Origin of the sequence: Actinoplanes sp. NPDC051513, from assembly GCF_044454685.1 — a bacterium.
Classification (GTDB): domain Bacteria; phylum Actinomycetota; class Actinomycetes; order Mycobacteriales; family Micromonosporaceae; genus Actinoplanes.
On the sequence record NZ_JBITDW010000032.1, the window covers coordinates 88,455 to 109,158 of the forward strand.

19 protein-coding genes and 1 pseudogene are annotated in these 20,704 nt (G+C 67.6%); 16 read left to right on the forward strand and 4 right to left on the reverse strand.

Annotated features, from left to right (window positions below; translation table 11 throughout):
- Positions 1-190 precede the first annotated feature (190 nt).
- Entirely contained in the window at positions 191-532 is a 342-nt protein-coding gene (locus tag ACIA5D_RS46550) for a carboxymuconolactone decarboxylase family protein (protein WP_396037116.1), read from the forward strand.
- 26 nt (positions 533-558) lie between these two features.
- A complete protein-coding gene (locus ACIA5D_RS46555; protein WP_396037117.1) occupies positions 559-1,413 on the forward strand; it encodes an aldo/keto reductase in 855 nt (284 codons plus the stop codon).
- Positions 1,414-1,689: 276 nt separating this feature from the next.
- Here the strand turns inward: ACIA5D_RS46555 and ACIA5D_RS46560 are convergent, their stop codons facing one another.
- Positions 1,690-2,367, reverse strand: coding sequence for a BON domain-containing protein (locus tag ACIA5D_RS46560; protein WP_396037118.1), 678 nt, complete (start codon positions 2,365-2,367; stop codon positions 1,690-1,692).
- Positions 2,368-2,504: 137 nt separating this feature from the next.
- Positions 2,505-3,014 carry a hemerythrin domain-containing protein gene (locus ACIA5D_RS46565; RefSeq protein ID WP_396037137.1) on the reverse strand — a complete coding sequence of 170 codons (510 nt, stop codon included), beginning with the start codon at positions 3,012-3,014 and terminating at the stop codon, positions 2,505-2,507.
- Between the two features lie 206 nt (positions 3,015-3,220).
- Here ACIA5D_RS46565 and ACIA5D_RS46570 point away from each other — a divergent pair, with 206 nt between their 5' ends.
- From ACIA5D_RS46570 to ACIA5D_RS46590, 5 genes are all read left to right on the forward strand, one after another.
- A complete protein-coding gene (locus ACIA5D_RS46570; RefSeq protein ID WP_396037119.1) occupies positions 3,221-4,063 on the forward strand; it encodes an LLM class flavin-dependent oxidoreductase in 843 nt (280 codons plus the stop codon).
- 316 nt (positions 4,064-4,379) lie between these two features.
- Complete coding sequence (locus tag ACIA5D_RS46575; protein ID WP_396037120.1) at positions 4,380-4,877, forward strand: hypothetical protein; 498 nt, start codon at positions 4,380-4,382, stop codon at positions 4,875-4,877.
- Between the two features lie 337 nt (positions 4,878-5,214).
- Complete coding sequence (locus ACIA5D_RS46580) at positions 5,215-6,951, forward strand: tetratricopeptide repeat protein (RefSeq protein WP_396037121.1); 1,737 nt, start codon at positions 5,215-5,217, stop codon at positions 6,949-6,951.
- A gap of 482 nt (positions 6,952-7,433) precedes the next feature.
- Entirely contained in the window at positions 7,434-10,268 is a 2,835-nt protein-coding gene (locus tag ACIA5D_RS46585) for a PQQ-dependent sugar dehydrogenase (RefSeq protein ID WP_396037122.1), read from the forward strand.
- 33 nt (positions 10,269-10,301) lie between these two features.
- Positions 10,302-12,005 (forward strand): ThuA domain-containing protein, encoded by a 1,704-nt coding sequence (locus ACIA5D_RS46590; protein ID WP_396037123.1) that lies wholly within the window; start codon positions 10,302-10,304, stop codon positions 12,003-12,005.
- 104 nt (positions 12,006-12,109) lie between these two features.
- Here the strand turns inward: ACIA5D_RS46590 and ACIA5D_RS46595 are convergent, their stop codons facing one another.
- Positions 12,110-12,571: a hypothetical protein gene (locus ACIA5D_RS46595; protein WP_396037124.1), complete on the reverse strand. Its 462-nt coding sequence runs from the start codon at positions 12,569-12,571 to the stop codon at positions 12,110-12,112.
- 191 nt (positions 12,572-12,762) lie between these two features.
- The gene (locus ACIA5D_RS46600; protein WP_396037125.1) at positions 12,763-13,263 is read right to left on the reverse strand and encodes a multicopper oxidase domain-containing protein; all 501 of its coding nucleotides are present in this window, start codon (positions 13,261-13,263) and stop codon (positions 12,763-12,765) included.
- Between the two features lie 302 nt (positions 13,264-13,565).
- Between ACIA5D_RS46600 and ACIA5D_RS46605 the strand changes: the two genes are divergently transcribed.
- The 9 genes and pseudogenes from ACIA5D_RS46605 to ACIA5D_RS46645 form a co-directional block, all read left to right on the forward strand.
- The gene (locus ACIA5D_RS46605) at positions 13,566-13,826 is read left to right on the forward strand and encodes a hypothetical protein (RefSeq protein ID WP_396037126.1); all 261 of its coding nucleotides are present in this window, start codon (positions 13,566-13,568) and stop codon (positions 13,824-13,826) included.
- Positions 13,827-13,932: 106 nt separating this feature from the next.
- Positions 13,933-14,187, forward strand: coding sequence for a hypothetical protein (locus ACIA5D_RS46610; RefSeq protein WP_396037127.1), 255 nt, complete (start codon positions 13,933-13,935; stop codon positions 14,185-14,187).
- A 137-nt stretch (positions 14,188-14,324) separates the two neighbouring features.
- A complete protein-coding gene (locus ACIA5D_RS46615; protein WP_396037128.1) occupies positions 14,325-14,678 on the forward strand; it encodes a VOC family protein in 354 nt (117 codons plus the stop codon).
- 288 nt (positions 14,679-14,966) lie between these two features.
- Positions 14,967-15,149 (forward strand): annotated as a pseudogene (locus ACIA5D_RS46620) (NAD(P)H-binding protein); the annotation flags it as partial.
- 32 nt (positions 15,150-15,181) lie between these two features.
- The gene (locus tag ACIA5D_RS46625) at positions 15,182-15,502 is read left to right on the forward strand and encodes a hypothetical protein (RefSeq protein ID WP_396037129.1); all 321 of its coding nucleotides are present in this window, start codon (positions 15,182-15,184) and stop codon (positions 15,500-15,502) included.
- A gap of 368 nt (positions 15,503-15,870) precedes the next feature.
- Positions 15,871-16,125: a ricin-type beta-trefoil lectin domain protein gene (locus ACIA5D_RS46630; RefSeq protein ID WP_396037130.1), complete on the forward strand. Its 255-nt coding sequence runs from the start codon at positions 15,871-15,873 to the stop codon at positions 16,123-16,125.
- Positions 16,110-17,558, forward strand: a complete 1,449-nt coding sequence (locus tag ACIA5D_RS46635; RefSeq protein WP_396037131.1) for an RICIN domain-containing protein — start codon at positions 16,110-16,112, stop codon at positions 17,556-17,558. Before ACIA5D_RS46630 ends, ACIA5D_RS46635 begins: the two co-directional genes overlap by 16 nt.
- 16 nt (positions 17,559-17,574) lie before the next feature.
- Positions 17,575-20,262, forward strand: coding sequence for a ricin-type beta-trefoil lectin domain protein (locus tag ACIA5D_RS46640; RefSeq protein ID WP_396037132.1), 2,688 nt, complete (start codon positions 17,575-17,577; stop codon positions 20,260-20,262).
- A 21-nt stretch (positions 20,263-20,283) separates the two neighbouring features.
- Positions 20,284-20,704, forward strand: a 421-nt coding sequence (locus ACIA5D_RS46645) for an endo-1,4-beta-xylanase (protein WP_396037133.1), incomplete at its 3' end; no start/stop codon positions are given.

Below are 20,704 nucleotides of genomic sequence, written 5' to 3' on the forward strand. Positions count from 1 at the left end.
GCCGTCGTGCACGGCTGGAACACCGCCGTGCTGCTCACCAGCGCGTTCTCTCTCGCCGGGGCGGTGATCGTGCTGCTCGCCCGGCAGCGGGCCGCCGTCGCCGAACCCGCGGCCGTCTCCGCAGCTGCGCGATGCCCTCACCGACGGACTGGACGCTGGGCTGAGCGTCAACCAGATCAGAGAGATCCTCGTGCAGATGTACGCCTACGCCGGCTTCCCGCGCAGCCTCAACGCCCTCGGCACGTTCAAGGCGCTGCTCGAGCAACGCCGTGCCGACGGCATCACCGACCCGGCCGGCGACGAACCGAAACCGCTGCCGGCCGGCACGAACATGCTGGAGCTCGGCACCGCCAACCAGACCCAGCTGTCCGGCGCGCCGGTATCCGGCCCGCTGTTCGACTTCGCCCCCGCCATCGACAGGTTCCTCAAGACGCACCTGTTCGGCGACATCTTCAGCCGCGACAACCTCGACCGGCGGAGCCGCGAGATCGCCACCGTCGCCGCCCTGGCCACCGGCCACCACACCCGCTGAGACGACAAATGCGAGAAGGCATCCACATGATTCTGAACGAGACGTACACCCTGTCCAACGGAGTAAAGATCCCCAAGCTCGGCCTCGGCACCTGGTTCATCGAGGACGACAAGGCCGCCCAGGCCGTCCGCGATGCCGTCGCCATCGGCTACCGCAACATCGACACCGCCCAGGCCTACGGCAACGAGCGCGGCGTCGGTGAAGGAGTACGTACCAGCGGCGTTCCCCGTGACCAGATTTTCCTTTCCACGAAGCTGGCCGCCGAGGTCAAGAGCTACAACGACGCGGCCGCCGCGATCGACGGCTCCCTGACCACGCTGGGGCTCGACCACATCGACCTGATGCTGATCCACAGCCCGCAGCCCTGGTCCGACTTCCGCGGCGGTGACTACGCCGAAGGCAACCGCGAGGCGTGGCGCGCGCTCGAATATGCCCACAAGGCGGGGAAGATCCGCGCCATCGGCGTCTCGAACTTCGAGCAGCACGACATCGAGAACATCCTCGAAGCCAGCACGGTCACTCCACACGTCAACCAGCTACTCGTCCACGCCGGCAACACCCCGGCCGAACTGATCACCTACGGCCAGGACAAGAACATCCTCGTCGAGGCGTATTCGCCTATCGCTCACGGCGAGATCCTGAAGAACCCGGACGTCGCCGCGATGGCCGACCGATACGGCGTGACCGTCCCGCAGCTGTGCATTCGCTACACGCTGCAGCTGGGCACCGTGTCACTGCCCAAGACCGCAAATCCCGAGCACATGCGCAGCAACGCCCAGGTCGACGTCGCGATCTCCGACGATGACATGAACCTGCTCCGCACCCTGCAGGCACACGACTACGGCCAGCACAGCGAGTTCCCGGTCTACAGCGGTAAGTAGCCGAGTCTCCACACCGTTCTACGCCGCTGGCAAGCCCACCTTCCCGACCGGGCGATGTCGCCAGCGGGATGAGCCCGGGTGGGGGCACACCGGGCAACCTCGACCCGTCGAATCGGTGCGGCGTGACTGCCACACGCCGTCCACGACACACCTGTAGCAGACAACGAGTTGGCAGCCGATCTACCCCGAGGTGCGGTTTTCCTGATCTGAACGGCACTCGCAGCCGCCGCGGTGTTCGTCATGGACAAGCACCGCGGCGGACTTATGGATCACGTTTCACGCGTTGATCGAGATCAGGTTCTCCACTTCCGCGACACCGGGCGCCGACCAGGCGACACGCTCGGCCTCGCGGCGCTCGGCCCACGAACGTACGCTCCCTGTCAGGATCACCTTACTGCCGTGGGTGGCGACGTGGATCCGTTCCGCGTCCGTTTCGGCCGTCCGTACCAGGGCGTCCTCGATCTTCTTCTTGAGCTCATCGGGCGACGGGCCGGTATGCGGCCGCACGGTGATGAGGTTGCTGATCCCCTTGACGCCGGTGAGGTTCCGGACCACCCGTTCCGCCTCCCGCCGCTGGTAGTCCCAGTTCGTCTCGCCGCGCAGGGTGACCCAGCCGCCGGACACCGAGACCTTCACCGTTTCATCGGGTACGAGTGAGTCCATCTCGAGCGCCTGCGCGACGGATCGGGCGAGGTCGACGTCGGTCTGCTCCTCGCTGGGGACCAGGCGGACCTCGATGTTGTTGACGACGGCCTTGACCCCCCGGATACGAAGCGCCGCGCGTTCGGCGGCCCACTTCTTGCTGAACGTGTCCACCTGGCCGGTCAGCGTCGTCACTCCGCTCAGCACGGCTACGCCGATCTCGTTCGGCGCGACCTCGGCGTCCCACTTCAGCTCGCGCAGTACCTCACGCTGGATGTCCTCATCGGTCTGGGTAGTTACTGTGCTGGCCACGCGATCCTCCAAGACTTCTCGGTCGTCAGCTGTGCGGGCCTGCTCGCGCCGCGGTCAGGCGACGGCCCCGTTTCGATCCTCGGCCCGGATCGGATGACTGCGGCTCACCCGCGGCAGGGTAGAAGCGCGCCTGCTCCTCAAGAGAAGCCGGCGAGCGCGTCGCGGACGCGGTCCGCCGTTTGTGCCACGGCCCGCGGCTCGGCCCACGCCGGGTCCCGGGGACCTGCCTCGTCGGCGGCCGCCGCCTCGGCCGCGCGGACCGCCCGGCCCATCTCCCTGCGCTCCTGCACCGGCACGGTTCTGCGGAGCTTGGGGAACTCGTCGTGTTCCTCACCGCGGGAGTGGGTGGTCACCATGTCACGCAGCCCGCCGATCGTGTCGTCGAAATGGCCGTGGGCGGCGGCGCGTACGGCGTCGGACAGTGCGTCGCTGATCCGGCTCTCCTCGTCGACGAGACGGTCGGCCAGATGGTCGTCCGGGCGCAATCGCCGGATCAGCGGGTGGACTATTCGCTCCTCCGCGATCTCGTGCACTGCGATCAGCTGTGCCAGGTCGCCGAACGCCATGCGCGCGTCGTCTCCGGTTGACCTGGCGGCACTGTCGAACAGCCGGTTCGTCCGAGCGTGGTGCGCGGTCAGCAGCTCCAGGACGTCTTGCCCTCGGTCCGGCCGCGTCCGGTCCCGCGTCCGTCGACGGCGCGGGCGGGCACAGCGGGCGCGTTCCTGCCGGTCCCGGCTGCTGGGCGGTGTGCGTTACCGGCCGGGCGTGCCCGGCGGGGGCCAGGAGCGGGAGGCAGAGGCAACGGACGTCGAGGATCAGGCCCGGGCCGCCGTGGCCGGACTAGCCTGGAATCATGGAGATCAGCATCGGTTTGCCGAACACGTTGACACATCCCGGGCCGCTTATGATCGAGTGGGCCAGACGGGCCGAGGAGCGCGGATTCACCTCGCTCGGGACTATCGACCGGATTGTCTACCCGAACTACGACACCATCGCCTCGCTGTGCGTCGCGGCGGGGGCCACCTCCCGAATCGGCCTGCTCAGCGGGGTACTGCTAACGCCGCTGTATCCGCCGGTGTGGCTGGCCAAGGCGGCGGCGAGCCTGGACGCGATGTCCGGCGGCCGGCTCACCCTCGGCCTGGGCGTCGGCGGACGCGAGGACGACTTTGTCGCGATGGGCCGCTCGATGCGCGGGCGCGGCCAGAACATGGACGCAGCGCTCGAGATCATGCGAACGGTGTTCGCGGGCGAGAAGCTCGCCGGCGACGCTTTCCCGGTGGCCGAGCACGGCCACCCGAAGGTGCTCATCGGCGGCACCAGCGACGCGGCCGTCCGCCGCACGGTCGAGCACGGGCAGGGCTGGATCGCTGGCGGCGCCTCTCCCGCGCAGGTGAAGCCGATGGTCGACCGGATCCGCCGCGAGTGGCACGACGCCGGCCGTGAGGGCGAGCCGCGGTTCGCCGGCCTGGCGTACTTCGGACTCAGCGATGAAGAGACGTCCAAGCGGTCACTGCGCAGCTATTACGGGTTCCTCGGCGACTTCGCCGACGTCATCGCCAACGGCGCGCTGCGGTCGCCGCAGGCGCTGCGGGACGCGATCAAGGCGTTCGAGGATGCCGGCCTCGACGAGCTGATCCTGGACCCGACCGTGCCCGACCTCGCCGAAGTCGATCGGCTGGCCGACGTCGTCTTCTGACCCGGTGGTGATCGACGACCGCCAGCGGCTCCGGCACGGGCTGTCGCACACGTCGCCGCTGCTCGCCACGAGAAACTGACCTGGACGGCGACCGGCAAGGTGGCCACCGCCGCCACCGGCCGCGGCACCACGACGTACGGGTACGCCGCCGACGGCAGCCAGCTGCTCCAGCGCGACCCGGCCACCACCACGCTGTACCTCGGCGACGAGCAGATCGTCATGAACAACAGCACCAAGGCGCTGACCGGGACGCGGTACTACACCATCAACGGCGCGGTCGTCGCGGCCCGGGCCGGGGCCAGCCGGGATGGTCCTCGTGGACACGACCGCACCGCGCGAGACACCGCCTGCCGCAGGGTCTGCCGACCCGAACCGCTACTACGCCATGGGACGGGTCGCCACCCTGGTTTCCACCTCGGCTCGCCTTGGCCTGACCCGCCTGTACGCGCCGACCGAGGCCGGTACTCTGCCGCCGCAGTCAGAGGCCGAGGCACGTGCCAACCTTGCCACCGGCAGTAACCTGCGCAGCTTCGTCGACGAGTTCGCCCAAGCCAACGCCTCCGCGGTCGAAGCAGGAGCATTCACCGACTTCGGCGCCAAGCCGTTGGTGGTGCTCACCGCCGGAACCGGAAGCGACGCCGACCTGATCGCCAGCCATGTCCGCCTCGCCACCATGTCGACCAATAGCGCGCACCGAGTCATCGACGGCGCCAGCCATCAAGAGCTCCTCGCAGACGAGAAGGACTCGACCGCGACCAGTCAGGCGATCCTCGACGTGGTCGCAGCGATCCGGAACGCGGCGCCGCTGGCGTGACAGCGCAAGCAGATCCCGACCTCCGCGGTGGGCCATTCCGCCCGGCAGATCAACATCGATGCATGACCTTGGCAGGACCGCCGACAAGCGGTAGCGCTGGCTGAAATGGGCGCGAGCATGAGCAGCGGCCGGGGCCGCAACCTCTGGCTGGGGGCATCGACCCTTCTGCCAACACGGCCTCAGGCATAGAGTCAAGACGGCACATATTGATGCCCAGCTTCACGGCTAGCCCGCGCATCTCGCGGACCGTTGGTGCCCCCATAGTACGTAGGCCATCAGATCTTGATGTCGCGACGGTGCGATGCACGGACAACTGCGCCCGCATGGGGAGGACACGATGCCGACACCGTCCGATCGACGTACCTTCGAGATGTGGCGTCAAATCTCACAAACTGTACATCGCCTTCGACACACGGCGCGTCCGACTGCTAGTAACGAACTGTTGCAGGGCAATGTCGATGCCCACCAGGACGAGCCATTGGCTGGCCTATTGCTTCTGTGGCTCGGTGACAACTTCCTGCTGGAGTCACGTTTTGATGCTGGGGTCCAGATCTATCAGGACATTATCAGTCGATATCCTGATCGTCGGTTCGGCAGTCAAACGCTGCTGGGCCTTGCCCTGCAGCAAGCCGCGACGTGCCATGAAGCGATGGGGCGATTTGAGCAGGCGGCGGACTGCTTTAAACAAATCGTGCAAGCGGGCACAGGGGACACGTCTCCGGCCTGGTGCTATCGCGAGATCGGACGACTGGCCGAGGCTGCCGGGCGCCGGGAAGAGGCGACACAGGCGTATCGGCAGGCGGCCGAAGCGATCGATGTGCCGTCGCGCACCATGGCGAACATTCCCGATCTCGCCAGACGAGATGCTGAGCGCTTGACCCGCGGCCCCGATTGGGTGCGCGCTCCGGAACAACTGGCGCGCGAATTGGCAGACGCACTACGAAGAGGTGACGGCGACCATCTGGAACGACTTGCGTCTCCGACCCATTTCACCATTGGACTGTCCGGCGGTGAACGGCAATTCGTCGAGCCAGGTCCGTTACTTCGGGAGCTTCGGTCCGATCTAGCCGACTCTGATGTCGCCGTCGACGCGGCAGCAATTCGGGGAGCTGGTGGCAAGCTGTATCTGGAAACTCATGGTTGGAACGGCAGTTTTTTCTCCGGCAGCGTTCTGCTTATTATGGCTCGTGCTCCCGGCGGATATGAGTGGGGAGGCATTGGTCTGACTCAGTTGCCGCACCGCAACGGCGATCGCCCTGATCGCCCGGATCTTCCTCATGACGATCCACCGGTTCTTCCTCCAGATCCGCCGCCCGGTGAAGGTTCGACGCCGACCAGTCCACCTGTCACTCCGGCCTCGTTGATGATGAAAGCCCCGTGGCCGGCCGGCCAAAACTTCCGCGCCGGGGGCATCGTCGGCTTCAGCGCCGAGATCGCAGGTTTCTACGCGATCGCCGCTCCATTCGGTCCTTTCGCGCCATTCATTTACGCTGGCCTCGTCGAGACTGCTTCGCTTGCCACGCCATGTGGTTTCGGTCCAGGCGGCCTCTACTACGGACAACCTACTACCCACGTGGGCCGGGACACCTTCGCCGTCGACTTTTCCCGCTTTGTTCAAGGTGTACCGCTATTCCTCGACGCTCGAGGCAAGGCGGTTCTTGCTGTTGCCGACGGCATTGTGAGCTTCGTTCGTGGCAGCACAGTCACTGGTGACCCAGCGATCGACAATCAGGTTGTGATAGGGCACATCACCGAGATCGAGATCTTCATAGAGTTCCTCAACCAGCTTTTCGGAGGCCAGCCAACCTTGCCAAAATACAGTACGGAGTACCTGCATCTCGATGGTCCCGGACTGGTGCCAGTAAGCACGGGAATGTTCGTCAAGCAAGGCGCACGACTCGGGCTCGTCGATGACACCGGGCTCTCGGTGGCTGATCACTTGCATTTCTCACTGCATGATCGTGACCTACCTGGGTCGTCGGACAGCGTCCGACCGACGCCAATCGATGGGCAGAGTCTTGAGGACTGGGATGACGGCCGTTGCCTATCCTCGACCAACGTGCCTATCCCCTGATCCCCGACTGCACCAACCTGGATCCCGATCAAGCAGCGGCGAGTTCATGCCGGCACCGAGAATGTCGTGAGCTCGCGTGGCTTCAGGGCGCGCCGCGAGCTCGGTAGCCGACAGCGTTTGCGCACGTGATGGGCCGGGCTGGCGCCGGCGGGGATGAGGTCGTCGGCGATGGCGCGGGTGTAGAAGGCGCTGGGCCGCGCTGATCACGTTCTCGCCGGCGTGCCGCCGCGGATGGTCCATCTGAGCCACGGTAGCCAGGAGAGTCGACTGTCGCGGCTCGGGCCGAACTCGGCCTCATCCGGTGGACGCAGCTTTCGGCTCATGATGCAAAAGATATGTCTGTCGATGCGAAAGTGTGGAATGTTTCGAGCAGGTAACCAGCTCCCCGAGCCTGCCCGGGCACATCGGTGCCACAGCACTCCCCGGCTGCGGCGCAGCGGCCTGCGCCCCCGCCTGGCAATCCCCAGTCAGGAAGGGACACCGTGAACCACCGAACAAAGGTCCGTCGATCAGCCGCGATATCTACGTCCGTCCTCCTCCTCTCCACCGCCCTCGGCGTCACCGCCGGCCCGGCGGCAGCGGCGATCGATCCGGCCGACTTCCAGCAGGTCACGCTGGCCAAGGGCGTCGCCGAGACCGGCGAGCCGATGAGCATCGCGGTGCTGCCCGACCGATCGGTGCTGCACACCGCACGCAACGGCACGCTGCGCCGCACCGACGCGGCCGGTAACACCGCGGTGGTCGCGACGATCCCGGTCTACACGCACGACGAGGAGGGCCTGCAGGGCGTGGCCGTCGACCCCGGCTTCGCCACCAACCGGCGCATTTATCTCTTCTACGCGCCGCCGCTGAACACCCCGGCGGGCGACGCCCCGGCCACCGGCGCCGCAACGACCTGGGCCACCTGGGCGGGCGTCAACCGGCTGTCCCGGTTCACGCTCAACACCGACTTCACCGTCAACACGGCGAGCCAGGTCAACGTGCTCGACGTGGCGACCGATCGGGGCATGTGCTGCCACGTCGGCGGCGACATGGACTGGGACGCCGCCGGCAACCTCTACCTCTCGACCGGCGACGACTCCAACCCGTTCGACTCGGCCGGATACTCCCCGATCGACGAGCGCACCGACCGCAACCCGGTCTACGACGCGCAGCGCAGCGCGGCCAACACCAACGACCTGCGCGGCAAGATCCTGCGTATCAAGCCGAACGACAACGGCACGTACGCGATCCCGGCGGGCAATCTCTTCGCGCCCGGCACGGCGAACACCAGGCCCGAGATCTACGCGATGGGCTTCCGCAACCCGTTCCGGATCAGCGTCGACAAGTCCACCGGCGCCGTCTACGTCGGCGACTACGGCCCCGACGCGGGAACGACGTCGGCGACCCGCGGCCCCTCCGGGCAGGTGGAGTTCAACCGGGTCGTCGCACCCGGCAACTACGGCTGGCCGTACTGCACCGGGACGAACACGACCGCCGAGACGTACAACGAGTGGGACTTCGCCGCGGGGACCGGCGGCGCCAAGTACAACTGCACCGGCGGGCCGACCAACAACTCGTTCCGCAACACCGGCCTGACCGCGCTGCCCGCGGCCAGAGCGGCATGGATCCGGTACGCCGGTGATGCCGGGTCGCCGCCCGAGTTCGGCGGCGGATCCGAGTCACCGATGGGCGGTCCGGTCTATCGATACAGCGCGAGCAACACGTCGGCGACGAAGTTCCCGCAGACGTTCGACGGGCAGTTCTTCGCCGGCGAGTTCGGCCGCGGCTGGATCAAGCCGATCGTGGTCAACGCGAACGGCACACCGGGCACGATCGACACGTTCCCGTGGAACGGCAAGCAGGTCATGGACATGGCGTTCGGCCCGGACGGCGCGCTCTACGTCCTCGACTACGGCACCGGCTACTTCAACGGCGACGCCAACTCGGCGCTCTACCGCTACGACTACGTGGCCGGCGGCAACCGCGCACCGACCGCGGTGGCGGCCGCGAACCCGACCTCCGGCGCCTCGCCCCTGACCGTCACCTTCTCGTCGGCGGGCAGCACCGACCCCGAGGGCGGCGCGCTCACCTATTCCTGGGCGTTCGGCGACGGCACCACATCGACGGCCGCCAACCCGACCAAGACGTACGCCACCAACGGCACCTACACGGCGACGCTGACCGTGCGTGACCCGCAGGGCGCGACCGGCACGTCGAGCGTGAGCATCAGCGTCGGCAACACCGCCCCGACGATCGTCATCAACGCCCCGGCCTCGGGCCAGCTGACCTCGTTCGGCGACACCGTTCCGTGGAGCGTGACGGTCACCGACCCCGAGGACGGGACGATCGACTGCACGAAGGTGACGATGGCCTACGTCCTCGGCCACGATCAGCACGCGCACCAGATCACGTCGCAGAACGGCTGTTCCGGCTCGATCACGATCCCCGTCGACGGGGAGCACGACGACGCCGCGAACATCTTCCCGATCTTCGACGCGTCGTACACCGACAAGGGCGGGCTGACCACGCACGCGCAGAACATCCTCACGCCCCGCAAGCGGCAGGCCGAGCATTACAAGTCCTCCTCGGGCGTCAGCAAAATCGCCAAGACGGCGGCCGAGGGTGGCCAGACGGTCGGCGATGTCAACAACGGTGACTGGATTCAGTTCGACCCGTACAAGCTGAACAACGCCACCTCCTTCACGGCGCGAGTCTCCTCGGGCGGCAGCGGCGGCACACTTCAGTTCCGTACGGGCTCGCCGACCGGCACCGTCATCGGCTCGGCCGCCGTGACGCCGACCGGGTCGTGGGAGATCTTCGTCAACGTCACCGGCGCGATCAGTGGAGCGCCGGCCGGTACGACGTTGCTGTACCTGACGTTCGCCGGCACCGGCACGGGCGCTCTGTTCGATGTGGACAGTTTCACGTTCACGACCGGTGCCGCCGCCGGACTCCTGTCGCTGAACAAACCGGCCACGGCGGCCAGCGTCGAGAACGCCACCTACCCGGCTTCGGCCGCGGTGGACGCCTCGACGACGACCCGCTGGTCGAGTCAGTTCAGCGATCCACAGTGGATCCGGGTCGATCTGGGTGCGACGTACACGGTCTCCCGGGTACGGCTGCTGTGGGAGGCGGCCTACGGTTCCGCGTACCAAATTCAGACCTCGACCAACGGCACCGCTTGGACCGCCGCGCGGTCGGTGACCGGAGGCAACGGTGGCGAGGACGACAACACCGGGCTGAGCGCGCAAGCCCGCTACGTGCGCATCAACGGCACGACCCGGGCCACGGCCTGGGGCTACTCGCTCTTCAACCTCGAGGTGTACGGCAACTGACCCCGCCGCTTTCCCCCCAGCACAGGAGGTTCCATGCGTAAGCTCTTGGCCGTCGCGACGATCCTGTTCGCCGTGGCCGCCTGCACGTTCACGGCATCCCCGGCGTCCGCGGCCGACACCCCCTACGACGTCCTGGTGTTCTCCAAGACGGCCGGGTTCCGGCACGACGCGATCCCGGTGGGCATCCAGACGATCCGCGATCTGGGCGCCGCCAACAACTTCACGGTCACCGCGACTGAGGACGCGGCCGCGTTCACGGCCGGCAACCTGGCCGCGTACGAGGCAGTCGTCTTTCTCAACACGACCGGCGATGTGCTCAACGATTCGCAGCAAGCAGCCTTCGAGGCGTACGTGCGCGGCGGTGGCGGTTACGTCGGCGTGCACGCCGCGGCCGACACCGAGTACGGCTGGCCCTTCTACGGTCAGTTGGTCGGGGCGTACTTCCAGTCGCACCCGGCGATCCAGCAGGTGACCGCGCGGGTCGAGAACCGGGCGCACCCCAGCAGCGCCCACCTGCCGCAGGCGTGGACCCGCACTGACGAGCTCTACAACTACCAGAGCAACCCGCGCAGCAGCGCCCGTGTGCTCGCCACCCTCGACGAGTCGACGTACTCGGGCGGCAGCATGGGAGCCGACCATCCGATCGCCTGGTGCAAGACGGTCGACAGCGGCCGATCCTGGTACACCGGTTTCGGGCACACTCAGGCCTCATACGCGGAGGCAAACTTCCGCGGCCATCTGCTTGGCGGCCTGCGCTACGCGGCCGGCCGGGCCAAGGCCGACTGCCGGCCCGAGACCGGATACACCCCGCTCTACAACGGCGGCACCACCGGCTGGTCCCAGTCCGGGCCGGGCAGCTTCACCAACAGCGACGCGACGCTGAGCTCGGTCGGCGGCATGGGCCTCTACTGGTACTCCGCCAAGCAGTTCACGTCGTACTCGCTGAAGGCCGACTGGCGCCTGACCGGCGACAGCAACTCGGGCATCTTCGTCGGCTTCCCCAACCCGGGCAACGATCCGTGGGTGGCGGTCAACCAGGGCTACGAGGTGCAGATCGACGCCACCGACGCGGCCGACCGCACCACGGGCGCCATCTACACCTTCAAGTCGGCCGACATCGCCGCCCGCGACGCCGCGCTGAACCCGCCCGGCGAGTGGAACGCCTACGAGCTGCTGGTCGAGGCCCAGCGGATCCGCGTCTACCTCAACGGCCGGCTCATCAACGACTTCACCAACACCGACCCGGCCCGCAACCTGGACGGCTACATCGGCATCCAGAACCACGGTGCCGGCGACCAGGCCGCGTTCCGCAACATCCGCGTCAAGGAGCTCACCGGGCAGCCGCCGGTGACCAACCTGGCGCTCAACAAGGCGGCAACGGCGTCCAGCGTCGAGAGCGCGAGCTATCCGGCTTCGGCCGCGGTGGACGCCTCGACGACGACCCGCTGGTCGAGTCAATTCAGCGATCCACAGTGGATCCAGGTCGATCTGGGTGCGACGTACACGGTCTCCCGGGTACGACTGCTGTGGGAGGCGGCCTACGGTTCCGCGTACCAAATTCAGACCTCGACCAACGGCACCGCTTGGACCACCGCGCGGTCGGTGACCGGAGGCAACGGTGGCGAGGACGACAACACCGGGCTGAGCGCGCAAGCCCGGTACGTGCGCATCAACGGCACCACCCGAGCCACTCCGTGGGGTTACTCGCTCTTCACCTTCGAGGTGTACGGCAACTGACCGGTCGGACCTCCCCAGCCCGGGCCCACAGCCCTGACTGGGGAGGGACCGTTGCGTTCAACGGAAAGTGGCAACAAGCGGCGGAACGGTGGCCCGGCACTCCGTCAGGCGTGCCGGACTGCGACCGCCACCCAGCGTGGCGTGGCATAGATCTCGCCTGCCCAGCCGTCCGCGTTGCGGAACGCCAGGCTGGTCGTGTCCGGTCCGGCTCGGTCGGCGACGATCGTGAACGCGCCTCGCGGCAGCTCGCGTCGATAGAACGCGAGCACAGCGTCCGGGTCCGGCGCGGTCAGCGTGAACGAGGCGCCGGACTCGCGGTCAGACAGCATGGTCACCCGGCTGTCCGGCGGCAGTCGGAAGGCGGACGGCAGATGGCGTACGCCGGCGTCGGCTCGGGCGGCGGCCTGGACCTCTCGCGTGGCCGCCCGGACGTCGTCCGCCGAACCCGGCGCGATCGCGACCGGTTCGTTGCGCCGTGCCTCGACGGTGGCGGCGCTACCACAGGCGCCCAGGCCGGTGACGGCCAGCAGGGTTGCCACCAGGGTGGCGATCCGCCTCGCGATCATGCGTTTACTTCCCTCCCGGTGCCACCGCCGGCGCGGGCCGCGGTCAGGTCATGAGCGCCGCCGATCTCCATTCTCGATGATCCCGTCAAGGTTGTGGCAACTGGCTCAACGTCTGCGCCGGTGAGCTCGACCAGAGTGAGGGCGGCCGCGAAGACGGTTCGGTCGGCTGGGGGCTGAGTCGTGGCCTCGTGTCAGGTGGTGATGAAGTTGGCCATCATGGCCATGTCCTCGTGCTCGAGGTTGTGGCAGTGCAGGACGTACTTGCCGGGATAGCCGTCGAAGTGGACGAGGATTCTGGCCTGTTCGCCGGGGCGCAGGTCGATGGTGTCCTTCCAGCCGGCGTCGTAGGGTCCCGGGCCTTCGCTGCCGCGGCTGAGGACCTGGAAGTGGCTCAGGTGCAGGTGGACGGGGTGGTGGAAGTCGGAGTTGAGTTGCCAGATCTCGGTGGTGCCGAGCTTGACGCGGGCGGCGATGGTGTCGGGGTTAAACGGTTGGTGGGAGATGAGCCATCCGTCGTGGCCGTCGACGTCGCCGGTACGGAAGTCGAATTTCCGGGTGGTCACCGCGTCCTGCTCGCGCAGCGGGGTGACGGTGGACAGCCGGTCGGGGATTGCGGTGGGTTCGGGCCGGCTGTCGTCGACGACGAATTTTATGATCTGGCTCATGGCGGCCGTGTCGAAGTCGTTGACCATGGTGACCCGGGTGCCCGGGGGCGTAGGCGGAGAAGTCGACGAGGATGTCGAACCGCTGTGCGGGCGCCAGCTCGAGGTGGTCGTGCCGCAGGGGTGCGGCGAGCAGTCCGCCGTCGGTGCTGATCTGTGCGAGGCCGGGTTCGGGGCGACGGATCGAAGCGTACCGACAGGAGGCGGGCGTTGCACGCGTTGAGCAGTCGTAGCCGGTATGTGCCGCGGCTGACGGTGAGGGTGGGCCAGGGCCGGCCGTTGACGAGCACGACGTCCCCGAGCACGCCAGCCACGTAGTCGGCGGTGACGCCGTGCCGGTTGACGAGGGTGGGATCGACGCTGGGGTAGAGCAGCGTGCCGTCGGCGTCGAAGCTGCGGTCGGCGATCATCAGCGGCAGGTCCCGGTCGCCGGCAGGCAGGCGCAGCGCGGCTTCCTCGTCGTCGTGGTGCAAGTGGAATCCGTCGAGTCCGCGCCAGACGCTCGGGCCGGTGAAGTCCATCCGGTGGTCGTGGTACCAGAGGGTCGCGGCGCGCTGATCGAGCGGGTACGTGTAGGTGCTTTCACACGCTGAACGTCGTGCGCCGTCGGGCGACCGCGGAACAGATCCACGCCCTGGGTGGTACGGAAGTCATCTGCACCGAGGACGAAGACCCGCACACCGCCAGACCGACCCAGCCATGCTCACCATCCCGTTGTCCGCCGGCTGCCTCGTCTTCGGCAGCAAGCAGGTGCGAGGGTTCTTCCTCTCACACTGGTTCGCCACGACATCCCAGGACGACATTCGGCGCGGATTGGCGTCGGCGATCGCGCTGGTCGAGAACTCCGTGATGGTCATCCCTGAGGGACAGCCGGTCCCCGCCCACCGGGCCGTACATGCAGCCCACCTGGCCGAGGCGGCCGACCGGGGCGGGAAACCACTGTTGGTGTTCTGACCCTCAGTCCGTGGCCCGCGAAACGGTCGCGAGCAACGTGGGCTAGGGCACATCCACGCCGCGACCGATCACTTCCCGGCTGAGCCCGAGTCTGCATCACGAGAGCCCGGACACAAAGGCAACGAGGAGTTCTGAAAATGACCACTCCGAAACCTGGCAGCATCCTTCTCGGTTCCGCCAAGCCCGTCGAACTGCGCGACTGGTACCGCAAGACACTCGCGCCCGACCATGAGGGCGAAGGGCCTATCGACCTAGGCGGCTTCCGGGTGGCCATCGAGCACCGCCTCGACGTCGGCACGAAGAACAACGAGCCGGGCCGGATGATCCTCAACTTCCACGTCGACGACTTCGACGCCGCTGAGGCGCAGCTGCGGGCGGCCGGGGTGGACTGGCTCGTTCCCGCCGAGGACCGTCCCGCCGGCCGCTTCGCGACATTCGTGGACCCCGACGGTAACTACCTCCAGATCATTCAGTTCAACCGGCATTCGTGAGCCGTCACGACCTCCGGGAATCGAGCTGAGGTCGCTCTTGTCGGAAGATCAGCGGTATGCGCCACGAGAGCTTGAATCGAGAGGAATGTGCCGACACCGCCCGCTGGGGCGGTGTCAGGACACTCTGGAGTCAGCCGCCACCTGCGCCGGGAAGCGCCACGGTGTGCCTGTCGGCCAGGCAGTGCGTGGCAGGTGCGCTGTTGGCGCCGGTGAGCAGGCGACCCGCTCCTAGAAATTAAGTGTGAGCGTAAGGAGATCCAATGATTCTGGTGACGGGGTGCCGCAGGACTTAGCGGTCGTGCAGTGATCGACGAGTTCACCCGGCACGGCGTGCCGGTGCGGGCCCTCGTCCGCGACGGCGGCCGGCTCGATGGGCTCGCTGACCGTCAGGGCGTGGAGGTCGTAGTGGGCGACATGCTGCGTCCGCAGACCCTGGAGCCGGTGCTAGACGGCGTGGAGCGGGCACTGCTGTTCGCCGGGTACGCCGCGGCCGCCGCCTGCTGGTGGCGGTCCTGCACGGCTGTCCGGCATCGGCGGGCGCCGGGTTGCTCGCGGCGGCCGGTGTGGCCGGGGCGACCCTGGTCACCTGGCGTCTGCTCGGCGCGCGGCCGTCCCGCCGGACCTCCCGGGTGGTGGTGGCGGCGCTCGCCACCCTGATGGCCGGCACCGGCCTCGCTACCGCGTCGGGCGCGTCCCGGGCACACCCCACGATCATCGCCATCCGGCGGCGGCGCCCCCGGGGCGAACCGACGAGACGGTTCGCCCTGACCGCCGGGACCACCACCGGCGACGTGCCGGCCGTCGCCGGGTGCGTGGACCGCTGATCGCCGGCGTCCAGCCGCGAATCGCCGATGTTAACCTTCACAATTCTTTTGTGCGTCTGCCGTGAATAGACGCGATCAACTGACCGCCGAAAAAGCGTTACGCAGCATCTCTGCCGGGGGTCGCACCCCGCACTGAAACCTGTCAACTGCCCGAATCGCGGCGGCCTTTCCGGTCTATGGCAGCTTCGTCCCAGTCTGCGCCCCCGGCAATGCCGTCCGCGCTCGACCGCCCAACAGCGAGCCAGGGCGACTCGTACATCGACATACGTCATTCGAATGATGTAGTAGTTAACGCTAACTTAACGACCTAGTGACGCGATCAGCAGGGAAAGCCGGTCACGGCGCCTCGGCGGAAGGGAAGCGACTTCATGACAACATCTGAGGACCGGCCGAACCGCCGGTCGTTGCGCAGGCCGTGGCGATCGCGCGGGTGGGCGGTCGTGCAGATCTGGTCCGGCAACCGCGGCGCCAACGAGCAGTGGCTGATCAACGCGGACGGCACCATCACCGGGGTCCAGTCGAAGCTCTGCCTCGACTGGACCGGCTCGGCCACCACCAACGGCGGCGCCGTCGAGTTGCGGACCTGCAACGGCGGCAGCAACCAGCGATGGACCAAGTCGTGACCGGCGCCGGGAAACTCGGCCGTACCGGGCGGATCCTGCTCGCCGCCGTGCTCGCGCTCGCCGGGGCTGTCGTGGCCCAGCAGCCGGCGCGCGCCGACACCATGCAGTTCCGCGGGGTGAACTGGGCCGACCAGCGGGACAACTTCGTCAACGGGGTGCTCTACGTGTCGGGCCTGGGCTCGGCCGACACGTACGCCTCGGCGGCCGTCGTCGCCGATCGGGTGGTCGGGCAGCTGTACGCGATCACCGGGGCCAACACCGTCCGGATGCCGATCAACGAACCGACCGTCGCGAACTACTGGAACACCTACACCGGCGCGATCGATCAGGCACTCACCAAGGGCAAGGTGATCCTGGCGTACTGGGCCTACAGCGGTGGCCGGCCGAGCACCGTCGCGGCCTACGACCGCATGTGGGACACCGTCGTCGCCCGGTACGCCGGCAACAGCAACGCCTACTTCGAAGTCATCAACGAGCCGTACGGGTACTCCACAGGCGACCTGAACAACCTGTACAACGCGTGGCTCGGCCGGCACTCCAACGTGCCGCGCGGACGGGTCATCCTGGACGGCGCCGGGCTCGCCCAGAACGTCGCCGCCGTCGGCCAGGACGGTCGGCTGAACGACACCCTGCTCGCCGTACACGATTATTCGTTCTTCGCCGGGTTCGAGGACGAGACCTCGTGGGCCAACCACATCGCGAGCTCCATCGGCGGATACGCGGCGCGGACCGTAGCCACCGAATGGGGCGGCCCGATGAGCCCGGGCAGCAAGAACGGCGTCTCGTACGACACCATCGACTACAACATCCCGAGCGGGTCGTTCTTCGCCGACTACATCCGGGGCGTCAGCAGCAAGCTCCGTGAGCTGGGCGTCGGCGGGGTCTACTGGCCCGGCCTGCGCGACGGCGACTGGTACAGCCTGACGAAGCGCAGCGGCAGCGGCTCCACCCTGAACCTGACGCTGACCAACCCTTCCGGGCTCAACCGGCTGCAGTACTCCTGGGGGATCGGCACCGGCGGCAGCACGACGGTCCGCATCGTCAACGCCGCCACCGGCCGGTACGCCGACGGGCTGGGCCGCACCGCCGCCGGATCCGATGTCGGTCAGGCGCCCGCCGGCACCGGCCTGAACCAGCAGTGGGTGGTCGAGAACTCCGGGACCTACGTGCGGATCCGGAATCTCGGCAGCGGGCTGTACGTGGACGGCATGGGCCGCACCGCCAACGGCAGCGCCGCCGGCCAGTACACCGGCGGAACCTCGGCCAACCAGCAGTGGTCCGTGGTCACCGACGCCAACAACGTACGACTGCGGAACCGGGCCACCGGCCTCTATCTGGACGGCATGGGACGCACGGCGACCGGGGCGAGTGCCGGCCAGTACAGCGATTCCACCAGCGCCAACCAGCGCTGGAAGATCGTCGCCGCCGGATGAGGCAGAAGGAGCACGCATGAGGAGCACCTTTTCCACCGTCGGCCGGTCGATGCTGGCGGCTGCCATGATCATCTCGGCCACCTCGGCGGTCGCGGCCGTGACCGCCGGATCCGCCGCGGCCGCGACCCAGGCCACGTTCTACGTGGCGCCCGACGGCGACGACGGCAATCCGGGGTCGATCACGGCACCGTTCCGCACCGTGCAGCACGCCCGGGACGTCGTTCGCACCGCCAAGGCCACCATGACCGGCGACATCTACGTCTACCTGCGCGGTGGTAGCTATCCGGTGAGCAGCACCATCGAGTTCGGGCCGAGCGACTCCGGCACCGGCAACTACCGGGTCGTCTACGCCGCGTACCCGAACGAGACGCCGGTGCTCGAGGGCGGTGTCCGGGTGACCGGATGGACCCAGCAGAGCGGCAACATCTGGAAGGCCCCGCTCGACCGGGCCAACAAGCTCCGGGCGCTGTACGTCAACGACAAGCGGGCGTACATGGCCGCGAAGACCATCAGCTCGGGCGGATGTTACGGAACGTACAACATCACCGCGGGGCAGGCCGACTGGGCGTGGGAGTCGGGGTCACAGTGTGCCGGCGCCAAATACAACCAGTCCGACTTCCCGGCCATCGCCCGCAACCAGGACGACATCGAGATCGAGACCGCGACCACCTGGACCTCGGCCATCGTGGGAGTCCGCCAGGTGACCACCGACGGCGGCAACCGGGTGGCGCTCTTCCAGCAGCCGGGCGCGGCGATCGCGCAGGGCGCGTTCAACGGCAATGCCCAGGTCGGCGGGGTCCACAAGGTCATGAACGCCTACGAGTTCCTGGACACGCCGGGCGAGTTCTACTTCGACCGGACCAGCCGGACGCTCTACTACTACAAGACCGACGCCGAGAACATGTCGACCGCGACGGTGTTCGCACCCGACAACGTGTCCACCGTGCTGCGGGTCGCCGGCACCTCGACGAGCAGTCACGCCCGCAACCTCACGTTCTCCGGCCTCACGGTGCGGCATTCCGACTGGAACCTCGTCTCCGTGGCCGGCTCGGCGTACAAGCAGGCGCAGCAGGGCAATCTCAGCGCGATCGCCTACGCCAAGCAGAACTTCCACGCCTACTACTACCGCAACGTCGACACCGTTCCCGCCATCGTGCAGATCCAGAACGCCGACGGGATCCTGTTGCAGCGCAACCGGATCCAGCACACCGGCGCCGACGGGATCAGCATGCTCAACGACGTGCAGGGCAGCCAGCTGATCGGGAACTACACCGGCGACATCGCCGGATCGGCGATCTCGGTGGGGCATCCGCAGCATGTCTACATCGGCGACTACACGTCGACCAACCGCGAGAAGTATCCGGTCCAGGTCGAAGGGCTATGCCGGAACATCGAGATCAAGAACAATTACGTGTACGACAGCGCGGTGCTGTTCAACGGCCACAGCCCGATCTCGGCGTACTTCGTCGACACCCTGACCGTGCAGCACAACCGGATCGAGAAGGCGCCCTGGGCCGGCATCACGCTCGGCTGGGGATGGTGGAACTTCGACGGCTCGTCCGGCTCGATCGCGCCCGACCGGCCCACCACGACGGCGCGGAACAACACCATCAGCTACAACCAGATCGTCGACACGGTGCAGCGCCTCGGCGACACGGCCCCGATCTACACGCTCGGCAGTCAGCCGGGGACCACGATCACCGACAACTATCTGCAGGGCGTTCCGTCCGGGCACAAGTACGGGCTCCATCCGGACGAGGGCTCGGCGTACCTGACCTTCCGCGACAACGTGCTCAGCGTCGACAAGAACGTCACCTGGCTCATCAACTCCGACGACTTCGGGCGCAAGCACGATCTGAGCATCACGCAGACGTACGGACCGATCAACAAGGTCTCCAACAAGAACCTGCCGAACAGTACGATCCAGGACATCCTGGTGTCGTCCGACTATGTCTGGCCGGCCGCCGCGTACGCCATCGCCGTCGACTCCGGGCTCGAGGAGTCGTATTCCGACATCGTCCCGCCGGGCAACCTCTCCCTGCCGGATCGCGTCCTGCCGGCCAGCACGTTCGTCGGCAGCGGGACCGCGTCCGCGCGGATCCGCAGCACCGGCGACGCGAGCAGGCGGATCTGGCTGGCACCCGCCGGCACGACGACCTTCGTCGCCGGACCGACGATGACGACCGCGGGCGGCGTCGCCACTTCGATCGCGGTTCCGTCGTCCGCGGGTGACTACCGGCTCTATGTCCTGGACGCGCAGGGCAATCGATCCGCCCAGTCCACGTCGATCGTCCGGCGGCAGGGCGGCGGCCAGCAGAGCGGGCAGCTCGTGGGCGGCCAGTCCGGGCGGTGCGTGGACGTGCCCAACGCCACCACCACCAACGGAACCCAGGTGCAGCTGTGGGACTGCGACGGCAGCGCGAAGCAGCGATGGGCCTACACCGCCGGCAAGCAACTGATGGTGTACGGCAACAAGTGCCTGGACGCCTCCGGCAACGGCACGGCCAACGGCACCGCGGTCATCATCTGGGACTGCCATGGCGCGCTCAACCAGCAGTGGAACCTCAACGCCGACGGAACCGTCACCAGTGCCCAGTCCGGGCTGTGCGTCGACGCCAACAACGCGGCCAATACGAACGGCACCAAGTTGATCCTCTGGTCGTGCAATGGCGGCGCGAACCAGCGATGGACCCTGAGCAGCTGACCTCGAGAAGGAAGCGCACCGATGAACGAAGTTCCCGTCCGACCGAAACGCCGTACCGCCGGTCTGCTCCTCGCCGGCACCCTGGCCGTGGTGACCGCCGTGGCCTCGGTGGCCGTGGCCACCGTCGCCCACGCCGATCTCAGCGGCCCGCCGGGGACCACGCTGAAGGCGGCCGCCGAGCGGAGCGGCCGCTATTTCGGCGCCGCCATGGGGCGCGACCGCCTCACCGACTCCGGCTTCCTCACCATCGCGAACCGCGAGTTCGACATGATGACCGCGGTCAACGAGATGAAGCCCGACGCGACCGAGCCCAATCCCGGCCAGTTCTCGTTCACCGCCGGCGACGCGATCTACAACTGGGCCGTCCAGCACGGCATGCGGGTCCGTGGCCACACCCTGGCCTGGCACGCACAGCAGCCGGGCTTCTGGCGCAACCTCAGCG

Coding starts and splice junctions, on each gene's coding strand:
- ACIA5D_RS46610 (WP_396037127.1), top strand. CDS start 13,933: ATGCTCACCATCCCGTTGTCCGCCGGCTGCCTCGTCTTCGGCAGCAAG.
- ACIA5D_RS46590 (WP_396037123.1), top strand. CDS start 10,302: ATGCGTAAGCTCTTGGCCGTCGCGACGATCCTGTTCGCCGTGGCCGCC.
- ACIA5D_RS46640 (WP_396037132.1), top strand. CDS start 17,575: ATGAGGAGCACCTTTTCCACCGTCGGCCGGTCGATGCTGGCGGCTGCC.
- ACIA5D_RS46635 (WP_396037131.1), top strand. CDS start 16,110: ATGGACCAAGTCGTGACCGGCGCCGGGAAACTCGGCCGTACCGGGCGG.
- ACIA5D_RS46595 (WP_396037124.1), bottom strand. CDS start 12,571: ATGATCGCGAGGCGGATCGCCACCCTGGTGGCAACCCTGCTGGCCGTC.
- ACIA5D_RS46630 (WP_396037130.1), top strand. CDS start 15,871: ATGACAACATCTGAGGACCGGCCGAACCGCCGGTCGTTGCGCAGGCCG.
- ACIA5D_RS46570 (WP_396037119.1), top strand. CDS start 3,221: ATGGAGATCAGCATCGGTTTGCCGAACACGTTGACACATCCCGGGCCG.
- ACIA5D_RS46600 (WP_396037125.1), bottom strand. CDS start 13,263: ATGGTCAACGACTTCGACACGGCCGCCATGAGCCAGATCATAAAATTC.
- ACIA5D_RS46580 (WP_396037121.1), top strand. CDS start 5,215: ATGCCGACACCGTCCGATCGACGTACCTTCGAGATGTGGCGTCAAATC.
- ACIA5D_RS46615 (WP_396037128.1), top strand. CDS start 14,325: ATGACCACTCCGAAACCTGGCAGCATCCTTCTCGGTTCCGCCAAGCCC.
- ACIA5D_RS46555 (WP_396037117.1), top strand. CDS start 559: ATGATTCTGAACGAGACGTACACCCTGTCCAACGGAGTAAAGATCCCC.